Origin of the sequence: Salimicrobium jeotgali (assembly GCF_001685435.2) — a bacterium.
In the GTDB taxonomy this organism is placed as follows: Bacteria; Bacillota; Bacilli; order Bacillales; family Halobacillaceae; genus Salimicrobium; species Salimicrobium album.
This window is the reverse complement of sequence record NZ_CP011361.2, coordinates 257,018-270,672: the sequence shown is the minus strand read 5'-3', so window position 1 is coordinate 270,672 and position 13,655 is coordinate 257,018. Positions and strand designations below refer to the sequence as shown.

Annotated in this window: 15 protein-coding genes; 8 read left to right on the top strand and 7 right to left on the bottom strand. The window is 46.9% G+C overall.

What is annotated here, in order from left to right; translation table 11 throughout:
• Window positions 1-213: 213 nt before the first annotated feature.
• Both AAV35_RS14280 and AAV35_RS01410 read right to left on the bottom strand, forming a co-directional pair.
• Window positions 214-375: a hypothetical protein gene (locus AAV35_RS14280; protein WP_156330860.1), complete on the bottom strand. Its 162-nt coding sequence runs from the start codon at window positions 373-375 to the stop codon at window positions 214-216.
• A 209-nt stretch (window positions 376-584) separates the two neighbouring features.
• Entirely contained in the window at window positions 585-1,415 is an 831-nt protein-coding gene (locus tag AAV35_RS01410; protein ID WP_008589177.1) for a YihY/virulence factor BrkB family protein, read from the bottom strand.
• A 155-nt stretch (window positions 1,416-1,570) separates the two neighbouring features.
• Between AAV35_RS01410 and AAV35_RS01405 the strand changes: the two genes are divergently transcribed.
• The 5 genes from AAV35_RS01405 (at window position 1,571) to AAV35_RS01385 (ending at window position 3,935) form a co-directional block, all read left to right on the top strand.
• Complete coding sequence (locus AAV35_RS01405) at window positions 1,571-1,996, top strand: DUF948 domain-containing protein (protein WP_008589174.1); 426 nt, start codon at window positions 1,571-1,573, stop codon at window positions 1,994-1,996.
• Between the two features lie 14 nt (window positions 1,997-2,010).
• Complete coding sequence (locus tag AAV35_RS01400) at window positions 2,011-2,469, top strand: DUF948 domain-containing protein (RefSeq protein ID WP_008589172.1); 459 nt, start codon at window positions 2,011-2,013, stop codon at window positions 2,467-2,469.
• A complete protein-coding gene (locus AAV35_RS01395; protein WP_008589169.1) occupies window positions 2,453-2,716 on the top strand; it encodes a hypothetical protein in 264 nt (87 codons plus the stop codon). Before AAV35_RS01400 ends, AAV35_RS01395 begins: the two co-directional genes overlap by 17 nt.
• Before the next feature lie 3 nt (window positions 2,717-2,719).
• On the top strand, window positions 2,720-3,226 hold the full coding sequence (locus AAV35_RS01390) for a hypothetical protein (protein WP_008589167.1): 507 nt from the start codon (window positions 2,720-2,722) through the stop codon (window positions 3,224-3,226).
• Between the two features lie 244 nt (window positions 3,227-3,470).
• Window positions 3,471-3,935, top strand: coding sequence for a small multi-drug export protein (locus AAV35_RS01385; RefSeq protein WP_008589165.1), 465 nt, complete (start codon window positions 3,471-3,473; stop codon window positions 3,933-3,935).
• Window positions 3,936-4,016: 81 nt separating this feature from the next.
• Here AAV35_RS01385 and AAV35_RS01380 read toward each other — a convergent pair whose 3' ends face one another.
• The 5 genes from AAV35_RS01380 to AAV35_RS01360 form a co-directional block, all read right to left on the bottom strand.
• Window positions 4,017-5,171: an FtsW/RodA/SpoVE family cell cycle protein gene (locus AAV35_RS01380; protein ID WP_008589163.1), complete on the bottom strand. Its 1,155-nt coding sequence runs from the start codon at window positions 5,169-5,171 to the stop codon at window positions 4,017-4,019.
• Between the two features lie 144 nt (window positions 5,172-5,315).
• On the bottom strand, window positions 5,316-6,809 hold the full coding sequence (gene glpK / locus AAV35_RS01375) for a glycerol kinase GlpK (protein WP_008589161.1): 1,494 nt from the start codon (window positions 6,807-6,809) through the stop codon (window positions 5,316-5,318).
• Between the two features lie 54 nt (window positions 6,810-6,863).
• Complete coding sequence (locus AAV35_RS01370; RefSeq protein WP_008589160.1) at window positions 6,864-7,694, bottom strand: MIP/aquaporin family protein; 831 nt, start codon at window positions 7,692-7,694, stop codon at window positions 6,864-6,866.
• Between the two features lie 380 nt (window positions 7,695-8,074).
• On the bottom strand, window positions 8,075-9,418 hold the full coding sequence (locus AAV35_RS01365; RefSeq protein WP_008589158.1) for a dipeptidase: 1,344 nt from the start codon (window positions 9,416-9,418) through the stop codon (window positions 8,075-8,077).
• A 55-nt stretch (window positions 9,419-9,473) separates the two neighbouring features.
• The gene (locus AAV35_RS01360) at window positions 9,474-10,646 is read right to left on the bottom strand and encodes a TraB/GumN family protein (protein ID WP_008589156.1); all 1,173 of its coding nucleotides are present in this window, start codon (window positions 10,644-10,646) and stop codon (window positions 9,474-9,476) included.
• Between the two features lie 172 nt (window positions 10,647-10,818).
• Between AAV35_RS01360 and desA the strand changes: the two genes are divergently transcribed.
• From desA to AAV35_RS01345, 3 genes are all read left to right on the top strand, one after another.
• Window positions 10,819-11,838 (top strand): Delta(5) desaturase DesA, encoded by a 1,020-nt coding sequence (desA, locus tag AAV35_RS01355; RefSeq protein ID WP_008589154.1) that lies wholly within the window; start codon window positions 10,819-10,821, stop codon window positions 11,836-11,838.
• Window positions 11,839-11,931: 93 nt separating this feature from the next.
• Window positions 11,932-13,059, top strand: a complete 1,128-nt coding sequence (locus tag AAV35_RS01350) for a sensor histidine kinase (RefSeq protein WP_008589153.1) — start codon at window positions 11,932-11,934, stop codon at window positions 13,057-13,059.
• Window positions 13,056-13,652 carry a response regulator transcription factor gene (locus AAV35_RS01345; protein WP_008589151.1) on the top strand — a complete coding sequence of 199 codons (597 nt, stop codon included), beginning with the start codon at window positions 13,056-13,058 and terminating at the stop codon, window positions 13,650-13,652. The genes AAV35_RS01350 and AAV35_RS01345 overlap by 4 nt, the downstream gene beginning before the upstream one ends.
• The last annotated feature ends 3 nt before the right edge of the window (window positions 13,653-13,655 follow it).

The following is a 13,655-nucleotide window of genomic DNA, read 5'->3' as shown; positions in this document are numbered from 1 at the left end:
AAAATTCCACCTTCCTCTGTAATATTCTGTTAGAAAGATACCCATTCCAGGGCAGATTGAAACAATCCCTTTTCACTTCCAGCCTTATCAGTAGGTCTCTATATAATAAAACAAAACCCTTCCCGTTAAAAATATCGGAAAGGGCTTATTTATGGGAAGTTCGGTTTAAGGTAACTGTTTCCGGTTCTTCTTCATATTTTTCGGGAGGGGGGTTTACCGGGAACCCGTCTCAAAAACCGGCTGCTGAAGAGGTTCCTGAGAAAGACGATTTCTATCCGCACGGTTCTTCATGCGGGTCATGAACTCATTACCGGCTGCCAGTACTACGAACGTCGAAAATACAGTGAACAAAATTATGAAAAGAGATGTAACCATCGTCTCTTCCTCCTTTACAAACATAATTATTTATCATATCCATGTATATAATATCAAATTACCCCCTGAAGTAAAGTTAAAAAGCTCCATTCTTAAAAAAACTCGTATTTTCTTATATATCCTGTCACATACTCGTGATATTTTCACGGGATAAAGTATTACCTGCATACATTTTCTGCATATAAAAAGACCGGGGGTACCCGGTCTTCTCATCCATGTTTCGACTGTCTGTGTCTGCTTGTGATAACGTTGATCTCCGCACCGACCATAAGAATGATGCCTGTAAGGAAGAACCAAAGCATCAGTATAATTATACCTCCGAGGCTTCCGTACGTAGCAGAGTAGTTTCCGAAGTTACTGATGTAAAAAGAGAAAAGAAGGGAAATGACCTGCCACAGTACTGCAGTAGTCAGCGCTCCCGGTATAATGCTCTTGAACGGAATTTTTTCATTGGGAGCGATGTGGTACAGGGCCATGAGTACTCCAGCCATGACAATAATAGAGACAGCCCATCTGAGTATCTGAAATAAAATAACGGTAGAGTCCGGGAGCCGGAGAAGATCTGTCACAAAAGTGATGATTACATCACCGAAGACAGGGAGCATAATCGCGACAACGATTGCTAAAATCATGCCGAGCGTAAGACCTATGGAAATCAACCTTACTTTAATGAAAGATCTCGTCTCTTCCACATTGTAGGCTATGTTCGCTGCTTTAATGAATGCGTTGACCCCATTCGATGCCGACCAGAGCGTACCGAGGATACCGATTGTAAGAAGGCCGCCGCTCGGCTTATCCACTACACTTACGATGTTTTCCCGAAGCATATCTGCCGTGTCTCCCGGCACGTTGCTGGAGATGAATCCCATAACCCGCTCACTGTCTATGGAGAAATAAGGTAATAAAGACAACATAAGTATGAGCATCGGGAAGATGGCCAGCAAGTAATAATAAGCCTGGGAAGAGGCGAGAACAGGCACATCGTCTTTCTGAAATTCTTCAATAAGTTCTTTACCGAACTTTTTCATTTTTTTGAACACGGAACTTCCTCCTTTGATAACATTTTACTTCTTCCCTCTTTCCCTATCCCGGGGTTCGATTAACCGATTTTTTTAAGAAAAACTTTCCTTCTAATGAGTTTCAAAAGTATTTTTTAGTGGTATGATAGGAAAAGAAGTCGAAGGAGGTGGATCCATTGTCATTTGTTTCCATAAGTTTATTAATTATCGCATTATCTTTTGCGTTGATCGTGATTTTCCTGGTTAAAACTATGAAAGCAGCAACTGACATTTTAAACAATGTTTCCAGCACGCTGGATACGGTGGAGAAACAGGTGGAGGGTATGACTACCCAAACCGAGGATCTCGTAAGAAAAACTAACGGACTGGCAGACGATGTGCAGCATAAAAGCGAATCGATCGACCCGGTCTTCGAATCTCTACATAGCGTCAGCTCTTCTGTAGGGAACGTAAATGATTCAATAGAGAATCTGACTCGTCACGTATCACACGCATCTGACCGCAGTTCGGAACAGGTTGCCCAGGCGATGAAATGGGGAGATGCTATTCTCGAGTTGTACTCTAAGTATCGCCGCGTTCGTCCGAAACAAAATACGAAATAAGAAAGGGGTAAACTATGGATTATTTAGGAATTGGTGTATTAATTATAGGAATAGCTTTTGCGATCATAGCTATATTTTTAGTAAGAACTTTGAATAATCTGGCCAGCGTACTGAAAGGGGTGGACCGCACAGTCGATGAACTGCCTTCCCAGTTGGATACAGTAATGAATGAAACGACCGACATACTGAAAAACAGTAACAATGCCCTTGCAGATGTCAACGAGAAACTGCGTGCACTGAGTCCACTGTTTTATATAGTCGGCGATGTGGGAGAATCCTCCCGTAAGCTTACGTCGTCTCTTGTGGACGTCACGTATGCTCTGAAGAAGAATACTTCCGAAGGCGAAGAGAAAGTCGGAGAACAGGGATGGAACGGGCTCTACGGTGCGATGGCTCTTTCTTATTATCTCGTGCAGAAGAGAAAAGCATTGAAAGACAATCTTCCGGAGCAGACAAATGGCGCAGGACAATAACCTCGAAACAGGGCTCACCGGTCTCGGTTTTGCTCTTGGCGCCGTGGGCGGGTTCTTCCTTTACCGGGATACCCGCTTTCAAAAGCAGCAGTCGCACCGCCGCCTGAAAAAAGAACGGAAAAGTATAGAGCGGTATTCGAAAGGTTCAGACGTTCACCACTCCATCGAAGCCGATAAACTTCAGTTGAGACAGGAAGCCGCACGTGCTGCCCGTTACGAAAATAATCTGACACAGAAAGAGGGATAAATAATGGGACAAAATTATGAGGACAGCCAGAATAATAAAAGAAGAGGTAACAAACTTCCTTTCGCTATGGTTTCCGGAGCATTGGTAGGCGCAGTCGTAGTTCTCGCTTCAGATTCCGAAGAGCGTAAACGTGTCAAATCCGGTTCTTCCAATGCGAAGAATAAAATCTCTAGCTACGCTAACCGCGTAAAAGAAGACCCGCAGGGCGTTAAGGATGACTGGCTCGGCCGTATTCAGCGTGCTGCCTCCATCACGAAAGAAGCTGTGCAAAAGATTCAGGAGATCCTGGACGAACAGGGTAATCAGCTTAAAGAAAGCGCACAGGACATCCAGAACGAATCCAAAGAGATGATAGAGACAGCCAAAGATGCGGGTGACGAACTTCAATCCGTCGGAGAAAAAGCCAGCGAAGCAAAAGAAGAACTTTCAAGCAGTGAAAGTTCCGATAACACCAGCACTTCCGGCAGTACGGGTGACAACGTAACTGACATCAACGATAAAAAACAATAATGGGTGAAGGTACGACCAATGGACGGGTAGCAGGAATCAGGATTCTGATTCCTGCTACCCTTTTTTAGACTTATTCGTCAATCACCGGATCATTGCAGTATTAGATCGGCCGTCTCCGGAAACTGAAGTTCTTTCCCTCTATGAGAACAGGGAGAAACAAGCTGGCACCCGGGCGGAAGGCTTGACCCACTGCCTCCCGGTCGCTTATATTTTAATATCCAATCATTATAAAGGGGGGACGGGAGTGCTATTATACAAATATCTACTTATTTTCCTTGGTGCTGCCACTCCCTGGCTGGAAGTGCTTGTCGTAGTACCACTCGGCATTGTATGGGGGCTCTCTCCCATACTCGTGATGGTTGTCGGCTTTATGGGAAATATGCTTACCGTTATACCGGTAATCCTTTTGTTTGATAAATTAAAGGCATGGTATGTACGACGACGGGAAGAGAAAGGTCGCTCTTCAAGCAGGAGTGTGCGGGCCGTACGCCTATTTCAAAAATACGGGGTGATCGGTTTCGCTCTCCTCGGTCCAATTCTTATCGGCACCCACATTGCAGCCTTTATCGGGATGGCTATGGGAGCTACTAAAAGGCGGATGCTCACCTGGATGGGGATTAGTATCGCTCTCTGGGTACTGATTGTCGGTCTCCTGACCGCGTTCGGATTCGACTTCTTTGTTCAGGATACTAAAGCAGCTCACTATTAATTTCAAGTACCTATTAAAGAGAGGCATGACTTCCTGGCGGATTCATGCCTCTTTTTGTCAGCAGATTCGATTGTGACTTCTTCAGTAGTCCCCGAACATGTACGTACGATGATGAAAAGTGACGGCAAAAGCGAAGCCCATAGCCATCAGAGTCGCCAGCAGAGAACTCCCGCCGTAACTGATGAATGGCAGAGGGATCCCTGTAATTGGCAAGAGCTGAATAGACATGCCGATATTCTGAAAAACGTGGAAAGTGATCATCACTATAATCCCGACAAGTACGTAAGAACTGAAGTTGGAATTCGCACGCTGGGCAATAAAGGTAAGTCTGTAAATAAGCAGAAAGAACAGAAGCAGCACGACACATGAGCCAAGAAAACCGTACTCCTCCCCTATAATACTGAAAATGAAATCCGTCTGACTCTCCGGCATATACACTTCCCGTTCCCCCGTGCCTTTTCCGTACAGCTGTCCTGAGCCGATGGCACGCATTGCTTTAACCAGCTGATAGCCGGAGGAGTCTTCATATTTAAGTGGTTGAAGCCAGGAATAGATACGTCCGAAATGATATTCCTTAACTCCAAGATACTTCTCCAGAAACTGCGGAGCCTGAAGAGCCAGCAAAATAATAGTAGTTCCAAGTACAGCGATGCCCGAGTAAATCGGTACAATCACTCTCCACCGTATTCCCGAAATAAGAATCATACCTGCCATTATTGCGATGAACACGAGAGAAGTCCCGAGATCGGGCTGCTGCATAATCAAAAGAAGAGGCAGCGCGGTGACACCGATGATTTTTAAAAGCAATACGACATCCGAAGTAAAAGCTTTTCCCTGAAAACGGCCGTTGTGCCTGGATATAACGTTCGCAAGCATCATTATCGTGAAGAACTTCATGAATTCCGAAGGTTGTATAGACAGTCCCGGCAGGGCAAACCAGCTTTTCTGTCCCTTGATGACCGGCGCAATGGAAGAAGGTGCCAAAATAAGCGCAATAAGCAGAAGCAGGCCGAAAATGTATAAATAAATACTCGCTTTCTGGTAAAGTTCAGGATCAAAATTCATCATTACAGCGATGACGATAAAACCAAGCCCGTAGAACACCAGTTGTCTCGTGACGAACGGATCGTTATACTGTTCACTCTGCTGGGCACTATATAAAGCGATACAACTGACAACTATAAATGCCAGAATTGAAAAAAACAGCTGCCAGTCAAATCGTTCTTCCCATCTCACACGCTAACTTCCTCTCTGAAACCGTATTTCTTTAATTAATATTATAACGTTAATCCAAAAGTTAGGAAAGCGGAACCTCGAAAACGTGTTTTCCTATCTCATAAAAAAAGCCACAGTGTCCGGCACTGTGGCTTTTCATCATACTTATTTAAATTCTCTCGTCGCTTTAACGGCTTTCTTCCAGCCGTTGTAAAGCTCTTCTCTTTCTTCACTTTCCATATCAGGTTCAAAAGTTTCTTCCACGTTCCATTGTTTTCTTATATCATCCTTACTATCCCAGAAACCTACCGCAAGACCCGCGAGGTAAGCGGCACCCAGGGCTGTCGTTTCCTGAACGACCGGACGCTCCACCGGTGCATCGAGTATGTCACTTTGGAACTGCATAAGAAAGTCGTTCCTCACAGCCCCTCCATCCACACGAAGACTTTTCACATCGATGCCTGAATCCGTAACCATTGCGTTAAGGACATCCTTCGTCTGATAAGCAAGAGACTCCAGTGTGGCACGGATGACGTGATCTTTCTTCGTGCCGCGTGTCAGGCCGAACATCGCCCCTCTGGCTTCACTGTCCCAGTAAGGAGTACCAAGTCCTACAAACGCCGGTACCATATAAACTCCTTCGGTCGAATCTACGTTTTTTGCATATTGTTCACTGGCTGGGCTGTCTTCGATGAGCTTCAGCCCGTCGCGGAGCCACTGGATAGCTGAACCGGCTACGAAGATACTTCCTTCCAGGGCATACTCGACTTTACCGTCCAGCCCCCAGGCGAGAGTAGTCAACAACCCGTTTTCCGACTGTACGCCTTTGTCACCGGTATTCATAAGCATGAAACAGCCGGTACCGTACGTGTTCTTCGCCATTCCTTCGTCGAAACAGGCCTGGCCGAACAGGGCAGCCTGCTGGTCTCCGGCCATACCGGCAATCGGCACCTCTTCCCCGAAGAAGTGATAATCAACCGTGTTCGCATAAACTTCGGAAGAGTTTTTCACTTCCGGCAGCATGCTTTTCGGAACACCCAGAATATCAAGAAGTTCCTCATCCCACTTCAGCTCGTGGATGTTGAACATGAGGGTACGGGATGCGTTGGAGTAATCAGTAACGTGGGCTTTCCCGCCTGAAAGCTTATGAACGAGCCATGTATCCATAGTTCCGAAGAGCAGCTCGCCGTTATCCGCTTTTTCTCTTGCACCTTCCACATTATCAAGAATCCATTTTACTTTCGTACCTGAGAAATAAGGGTCGAGCAGCAGCCCGGTCTTGTCACGGAACGTCTCATTGTACCCCTGTTCCCGGAGATCATTACAGATCTGCTGGGTCTGGCGCGACTGCCATACTACTGCCCGGTAGATAGGTTTACCGGTGTTCTTATCCCAGATGACTGTCGTCTCCCGCTGGTTGGTAATCCCTATTCCGGCAATCTGATTAGGTTCAATATCGGATTTTCTCAGAACCTCGGATATACAGGAAAGAACGGAAGTCCATATTTCATTAGCATCGTGCTCCACCCACCCGGGTTTCTGGAAGAACTGTTCGAATTCTTTCTGGCCGGTTTCGACAATCTCCCCCTTTTGATTAAAAAGAATGGCTCTTGAACTTGTAGTACCCTGATCCAGGGATAGAATATACTTCTCTGACATAATAATTCCCCTTTCTTATAATATATTGATTATAGAAAATAAGTTTGCAAAGCTCTAGCTGAGTTTCTCTTCCAGATTATCTGCCTTTGTCGGTTTTTCTTTCAGTTCTGATCGTGCCGCAAGGATAAGAATCGCCAGAATGATGACGGAACTGATCCAGAAAGCTACGGAATATTCACTGAGGAAAATCGCTTTGTAAAAAATCGCTCCATAGATTCCTCCGAGCACCGGTCCGAGAATAGGGACCCAGGAATAGCTCCAATCCGAACCGCCTTTATTCGGAATAGGAAGTAAAGCATGGGCGATACGCGGCCCGAGGTCACGAGCCGGGTTGATTGCATACCCTGTCGTTCCTCCGAGACTCATTCCGATAGCTACGATCAGAAGACCGACAATCGCCGGGTTGAGTCCCTGGGTAAAGTCGTTAGCTCCAATGAACAGTAGCCCCATTACGAGTACAAAAGTACCAAGAATCTCACTGACCAGGTTTGAAAAAGGACTGCGGATTGCCGGATCCGTCGAGAAAACGGCAAGTTTTGCTCCTTTATCTTCCGTGGCACGCCAGTGGGGAAGGTAATTCAGGAAGACGATCACACCGCCGATGAATGCTCCGATGATCTGGGCAGATATGTACATCGGCACCTTGGCCCACGGAAATTCTCCTATTGCAGCAAAACCAAGCGTAACGGCCGGGTTGATGTGTCCCCCGGAGACGTTACCGGAAGCATATACTCCCATCGTAACACCAAGACCCCAGGCGATCGTAATCAGTACCCAGCCTGTCCCTTCGGCTTTCGAACCTTTCAATACCACCCCTGCTACAACACCGCCACCGAATATGATGAGAATCATCGTCCCGATTATTTCAGCTAAAAATTCAGTCATTGTCACCTCTCCTTTTCGTCTGTTTAACGGTCGGGGACAAAAAAAGATTCACATGAGTAAGCACACCACTCCCGATGCGCCTGCTCATGTGAATCTCCGAATCTCCACCACACGTTTTAACTTGTACATACACTATAGCGGATAGTGTAAGCGGTGTCAATAAGTTCCGGAATTTTGTACACGGGCCCTGCGCATCTGTATCAGTCTTCCTTATTCCCCGGGATTGTAAACCCTTATTACCATACTATCTATAAATTTTCTGAATTTTAAAACACTCTGCTCCCTTTTCCGATCGTGGAAAGAAAACAGAGTGCTTATTCAGAAATCCCAACGGACAAAACCCTCACGAACGGGATGGCTGCCTGCTTCAAAAAAAACGATCAATCTTCCTGAAAAGATTTATAGTACGCTTTCACTGTCTGTATTCCCCTTTTAAAATTGGACAGATGGAAATGTTCATCAGGGGCATGCATGTTTTCGGACTGAAGACCGAATCCCATCAGTACGGGCTCCGCTCCGAGTTCATTTCGGAACACCTCGACGATCGGTATGGAGCCTCCCTCTTTTGGATAGAGAGTTCTGTTTTTATAAAACTGTTCATAAGCCTTTCCGGCTTTTTGGATGTACTCATTACCGGCATCGACCGTCACTGCTTTCGCTTCTATCTGTTTATCAAGAGTAACCGAAGCGCCTGCAGGAGCTGTCGCTTCCACGTGCTCCCTGATTTTTTCGAACACATGAGAAGGGTCCTGTTCACCCGTCAGGCGACAGCTTACTTTTGCCGTGGCCACTTTGGGTATTACGGTTTTCACACCCGCACCCTGATAACCGGAAGTAATTCCGTTGAATTCCAATGTCGGACGGAGACCGATCTGCTCAAGCGGAGTGTACCCCTCTTCCCCGTACAACGAAGTGAGCCCGAGTTCTCCTTTCAAAGCTTCTTCATGGAAAGGAATACGCGCCATCTCTTCCCGCAGTTCATCCGTTACTTCGGGCACCCCTTCATAAAATCCTTCGACATTCACTCTTCCGCTCTCATCATGGAAAGAGTCCAGTACTTTGACAAGATGATGCGCAGCGTTAGGTACCGCTCCCCCGTACGCTCCGGAATGGAGATCGGTAGCGGCAGTAGAAACTTCCATTTCAAACGCCAAAGCGCCCCGGAGACCGGTTACAATCGCAGGAGTCTCTTCGTCTATCATCGGAGTATCGGAAATAAGCACGGCGTCACAGGCAAGCTTATCTCTATGCTCCTTAACGAAAGGGACGAGGCTGGGGCTGGCTATTTCCTCCTCGCCTTCTAAACAGAGCTTGATATTGACAGGCAGTTCCCCGTCCTCTTCCATTAATGACGCAATCGCTTTAACGTGGATGAGTACCTGACCTTTATCATCCGTGGCTCCACGGGCAAAGAGCTTACCGTCCCTGATCTCCGGGTGGAAAGGAGCGGACGTCCACAGTTCCACGGAATCAGCCGGCTGTACGTCATAATGGCCATACACGAGGAAAACAGGTTTGTCAGGCTGATGCAGCCAATCTGCATACACTACCGGATGACCATCCGTTTCCATAATCTCCACATTTTCCATCCTGCTGTTCCTGAGGTCGGAAGCGAGCCATTCTGCCCCTTTCCTCACCTCGGCTTCATAGGCTGCGTCCGTGGAAATGGAAGGAATACTCAAAAAGTCGATTAAATCATTGATATATGTTTCTTCTTTACTCAAAACAGATCCTCCTGACATAAATCATATCTTCCCTCCATTGAACGAGGGAGACGTGCTAAAAGTTTTCCAAAAATAATCGAATGACATCCGCTCCACCGATGAATGTTCCAAGAGAACTTCCGATATTTGTCAGTGCAATGACGAGCAGCACGCGCGTCGCTTTGTTGTTCCAGAAACCTTTGACGGAAGTCACGTCGTCGGAAAGGGATTCGAAGTCCCCCACGTTCGGCCGCTTAATGTAAGCCTGGACGAACCCTGCAAACCAGCCGGCCGCAATAAGCGGATTCAATGAGGTGACAGGGGCCGCTACGAAAGCAGTCAGAATAGCGAGAGGATGCGCAAAGGCCGCAGCCGCTCCGACAGCTGAAACGATGCCGTTCCAGAGGACCCAGCTGAGCGTCTGCTGCATACCGGCTTCCGCATTCATCGTAAAGGTATAGGCGATGAGCGCTATAATGAAAATCGGGATGGCCCAGCCGATGATCTTCGGCCAGGGAGATTTTTTCGGACGTTCTTTCAACGCTTCCAGGTCGTGTTCCCTGTGTACTTCCTTCGTAATTCCGGGAACATGGGCGGCTCCAAGAACGGCTACCACTTTCTTTCCGGGAGCCGTACGGATCTTCTCGGCGAGATACTGATCCCTCTCGTCGATAAGCGGCTGCTTCAGTCTCGGAAAGTTATCGCTGAAGTCTTCAAGCATCGCATCCAGCATATCCTGCTCCTTCATCTTTTCCAGATCTTCCTCCGATATCGATTCTTTGGAGAAAATACCTGCAAACAGGGAAAGCATGAGTTTCGCTTTCCCTTTGAAACCAAGGTTCCCCCATATACGGGCAAACGTCAACTGAATGTTCCGGTCGGCAAGGACGAGTTCGGCACCCGATGCTTCGGCTGATTCAATCCCCTGAATCATTTCCTGACCTGCTTTAATACCGAACTGTTCTGCCATTCGTTTCTGGAAGGACGAAATCGCCAGGTTCATCAGCAGCAGCGTCGCTTTCTTCTCCTTAATGATCTGGAAGATGTCCATATTTCTCCACTGGTTTCCCTCGACGACGGAATGATACCGCTGTTCGTCAAGCTCCACACAGACGCTGTCCGGTTCTTCCTGCTCCACTACTTCCTTCACCTGCAGAGCACTCGCCCTGGAGACGTGAGCGGTGCCGATGAGCACTATTTCTTTATCCTCAATCTGAATCCGTGTTATATAATCCTCATGTTCTTCCATAATTGAACCTACCTTTTTAACAAGCTACTTATCATTTTATACTAAATGAGTAACTCTGAATACATATAAACATCCGTGATATTTATCACGAATAAATACTGACACTTGTGCCTTATACCTGATCCTAATTTAAGTTACGATATAGAAACAACGGAACACGGGAGGCTCAACTATGGAAAAAGAAAAACAGAAACAGCTTAAAAAAGACGTTTCGGAATTCGCAAAACCCGATACTAAAGCCGGAATAATCCAGCTGCTCAATACTATGGTACCTTTTGTCACGCTTTGGATTCTGGCCTATCTTTCTCTTGAAATATCTGCCTGGCTCGCCGTACCGGTAGCTATCCTCGCCGGGGCTTTCGTCGTAAGGATTTTCATCATCTTTCACGACTGTACGCACTCTTCTTTTCTGCCAAGTCAGAAAGCCAATCGTACCATCGGCATTATCAGCGGTATTTTGACTCTTTTCCCTTTTGATAAATGGAAACGGAGCCACTCTATCCACCATGCGACAAGCGGGAACCTGGATAAGCGCGGTACCGGCGATATATGGGTGATGACGGTGGAAGAATATCTTCAGGCTTCAAAACGCGAACGTTTCATTTACCGTATGTACCGGAATCCTATCGTCATGTTCGGATTCGGTCCCATTTATCTTTTCCTTATCTCCAACCGTTTCAACCGTAAAGGTGCGAAGAAAAAGGAACGCGTGAATACCTACGTAACTAATATATCTGCCGTACTCATTTACGGAACGATCATTGCAACACTCGGATGGGAAGCTTTCCTTCTCGTGCAGCTGCCGATCCTTTACGTGTCCGGCATGCTCGGAATATGGCTTTTTTACGTTCAGCATCAGTTCGAAGATTCTTACTTCGAGGACGAATCGGAGTGGGATTTCGTTAAAGCGGCTGTCGACGGAAGTTCCTACTACCGTCTCCCGAAAGTCTTCCAGTGGATTTCCGGAAATATCGGCTTCCACCACGTGCACCATCTGAGTCCAAGAGTACCCAACTATAAACTTGAGGAAGCTCACGAATCTACGCCTCCTCTCCAGTACGCGACGACTATTACGTTGCTTACCAGTCTGGAATCGGTCCGGTTCCGGCTTTATGATACCGCCAACAAAACTTTCGTTTCTTTCAAGGAAGTGAAGCCCCTGTTAAAAAGCAATGCAGGGACTTCCGGTTAAAAACCGTTATTCATCATAAAAGTGAGACCGCCCCGTGTTTGCCGGGACGGTCTCTTTCGTGTGTGATATGCTAAAAGAAAAGGAGTAACTTCTATGCAGCAATGGTACCATATACTTCCAAAACATACGGGGCTCGGCGCATATATATGGATCGTTTTCTGCGTCCTTCCCTTTTTCTTCATATTCAGATCATCTTCCGTGCTGGAAATTGTGTTCGGTATTCTGATGACTTTCATTTTCTTCCTCTGTTATCGGTGGTCCTTTTCGTCAAATAGTCGTATGATTTACCTCTTCGTCAGTATAGAAATAGCTATAAGCCTCCTTATGACTTTCCTTTTCGGATACGTCTATTTCGCCTTGTTTCTTGCCTACTTTATCGGAAGCATCCGTCACCGCGGAGGGTTTATAGCTCTGTATACGGTCCATTTGACGACTACCTTTATAGCGACGGTGATGACTTTCATTATGCAGATGGATTCTCTGTTTCCCTACCTTCCCTTCGTAACGATTGCTCTTATAGGGGTAGTGCTTCTCCCTTTTACCGTCCGGTACCGGAGAAATCAGGAAATTCTCGAAGACGCCCTTGAAGATGCCAACGAACGCATTTCCCAGCTGGTGGTGACGGAAGAAAGAGAAAGGATAGCAAGAGACCTTCATGATACGCTCGGTCAGAAACTGTCTATGATCGGTCTGAAAAGCGAACTGGCCGGAAAGCTCATTGAGCAGAAACCGGATCAGGCCAAGGATGAGATGAGGGATATACACGACACCGCCCGTACGGCGTTGAAAGAAGTAAGGGAAATGGTCTCTGACATGAGAGTGGCATCTCTTGAAGATGAATGGATACGTGCCCGGCAAATGATAGAGACAGCCGGCATGAATTTCGAAGAGGCTGGAGCTCCGGGCTCGGTGCATCTCCCTCCCCTGATTGAGCACGTACTCAGCATGTGCCTGAAAGAAGCAGTGACGAATGTGACAAGACACAGCAACGCTTCCGTATGTCAAATCGCTATCGACCAGGGAGAAGAAGATACTCTGCTTACCGTTACGGATGACGGAGACGGCTTCAGCAAAGACGATTACGGGGAGGGAAGTGGACTGAAAGGGATGAAAGAACGGCTGGAATTTGTCAACGGAACGCTTAAGATTGAACAGAACGCAAAAACTGCCCTGAACTTTTATGTACCGACTATCATTAAACAAAAGGAGGAACTTTCATGATTCGTATGGTAATCGCCGAGGATCAGCAGATGCTGCTCGGGGCGCTGGCCACGCTTCTCGATCTCGAAGAGGGAATAGAAGTCGTCGGCAAGGCAGGAGACGGGGAAGAACTGCTTCGCCTTGCGCGGGAATTGGAACCGGATATATGCATGCTCGATATCGAAATGCCGAAAAAAGACGGATTGGACGCTGCCCGAGAACTGAAGGATTTTCCGTGTAAGGTTATCATCCTTACTACGTACGCACGCTCCGGATACTTTCAAAGAGCCAAAAATGCAGGGGTGCACGGTTATTTACTGAAAGACAGCCCGAGCGACGACCTGGCCGCCTCCATCCGCAAAATCCATGAAGGAGCGAAGATTTACGACCCGGAACTGATCGATCTCGCCTTCACGGACCCGAGTCCGCTCACCGAAAGGGAGAAACAGGTAGTCACACTTATGTCCGAAGGCAAGAATACGAAAGCTATCGCTGATTCTCTTTTCATAACTCCGGCGACTGTAAGGAACTACGTATCGATTATTCTTGATAAACTGGGAGTGACGAACCGTATTGAAGCGATTCATTACTGTCAGGAGAAAGGATGGCTATAGTTC

What these genes read in the sequence shown, in the direction of transcription:
- AAV35_RS14280 (WP_156330860.1), bottom strand. Translation starts at nt 375, where the DNA reads ATGGTTACATCTCTTTTCATAATTTTGTTCACTGTATTTTCGACGTTC.
- AAV35_RS01400 (WP_008589172.1), top strand. Translation starts at nt 2,011, where the DNA reads ATGGATTATTTAGGAATTGGTGTATTAATTATAGGAATAGCTTTTGCG.
- AAV35_RS01395 (WP_008589169.1), top strand. Translation starts at nt 2,453, where the DNA reads ATGGCGCAGGACAATAACCTCGAAACAGGGCTCACCGGTCTCGGTTTT.
- AAV35_RS01390 (WP_008589167.1), top strand. Translation starts at nt 2,720, where the DNA reads ATGGGACAAAATTATGAGGACAGCCAGAATAATAAAAGAAGAGGTAAC.
- glpK (WP_008589161.1), bottom strand. Translation starts at nt 6,809, where the DNA reads ATGTCAGAGAAGTATATTCTATCCCTGGATCAGGGTACTACAAGTTCA.
- AAV35_RS01370 (WP_008589160.1), bottom strand. Translation starts at nt 7,694, where the DNA reads ATGACTGAATTTTTAGCTGAAATAATCGGGACGATGATTCTCATCATA.
- AAV35_RS01360 (WP_008589156.1), bottom strand. Translation starts at nt 10,646, where the DNA reads ATGGAAGAACATGAGGATTATATAACACGGATTCAGATTGAGGATAAA.
- desA (WP_008589154.1), top strand. Translation starts at nt 10,819, where the DNA reads ATGGAAAAAGAAAAACAGAAACAGCTTAAAAAAGACGTTTCGGAATTC.
- AAV35_RS01350 (WP_008589153.1), top strand. Translation starts at nt 11,932, where the DNA reads ATGCAGCAATGGTACCATATACTTCCAAAACATACGGGGCTCGGCGCA.
- AAV35_RS01345 (WP_008589151.1), top strand. Translation starts at nt 13,056, where the DNA reads ATGATTCGTATGGTAATCGCCGAGGATCAGCAGATGCTGCTCGGGGCG.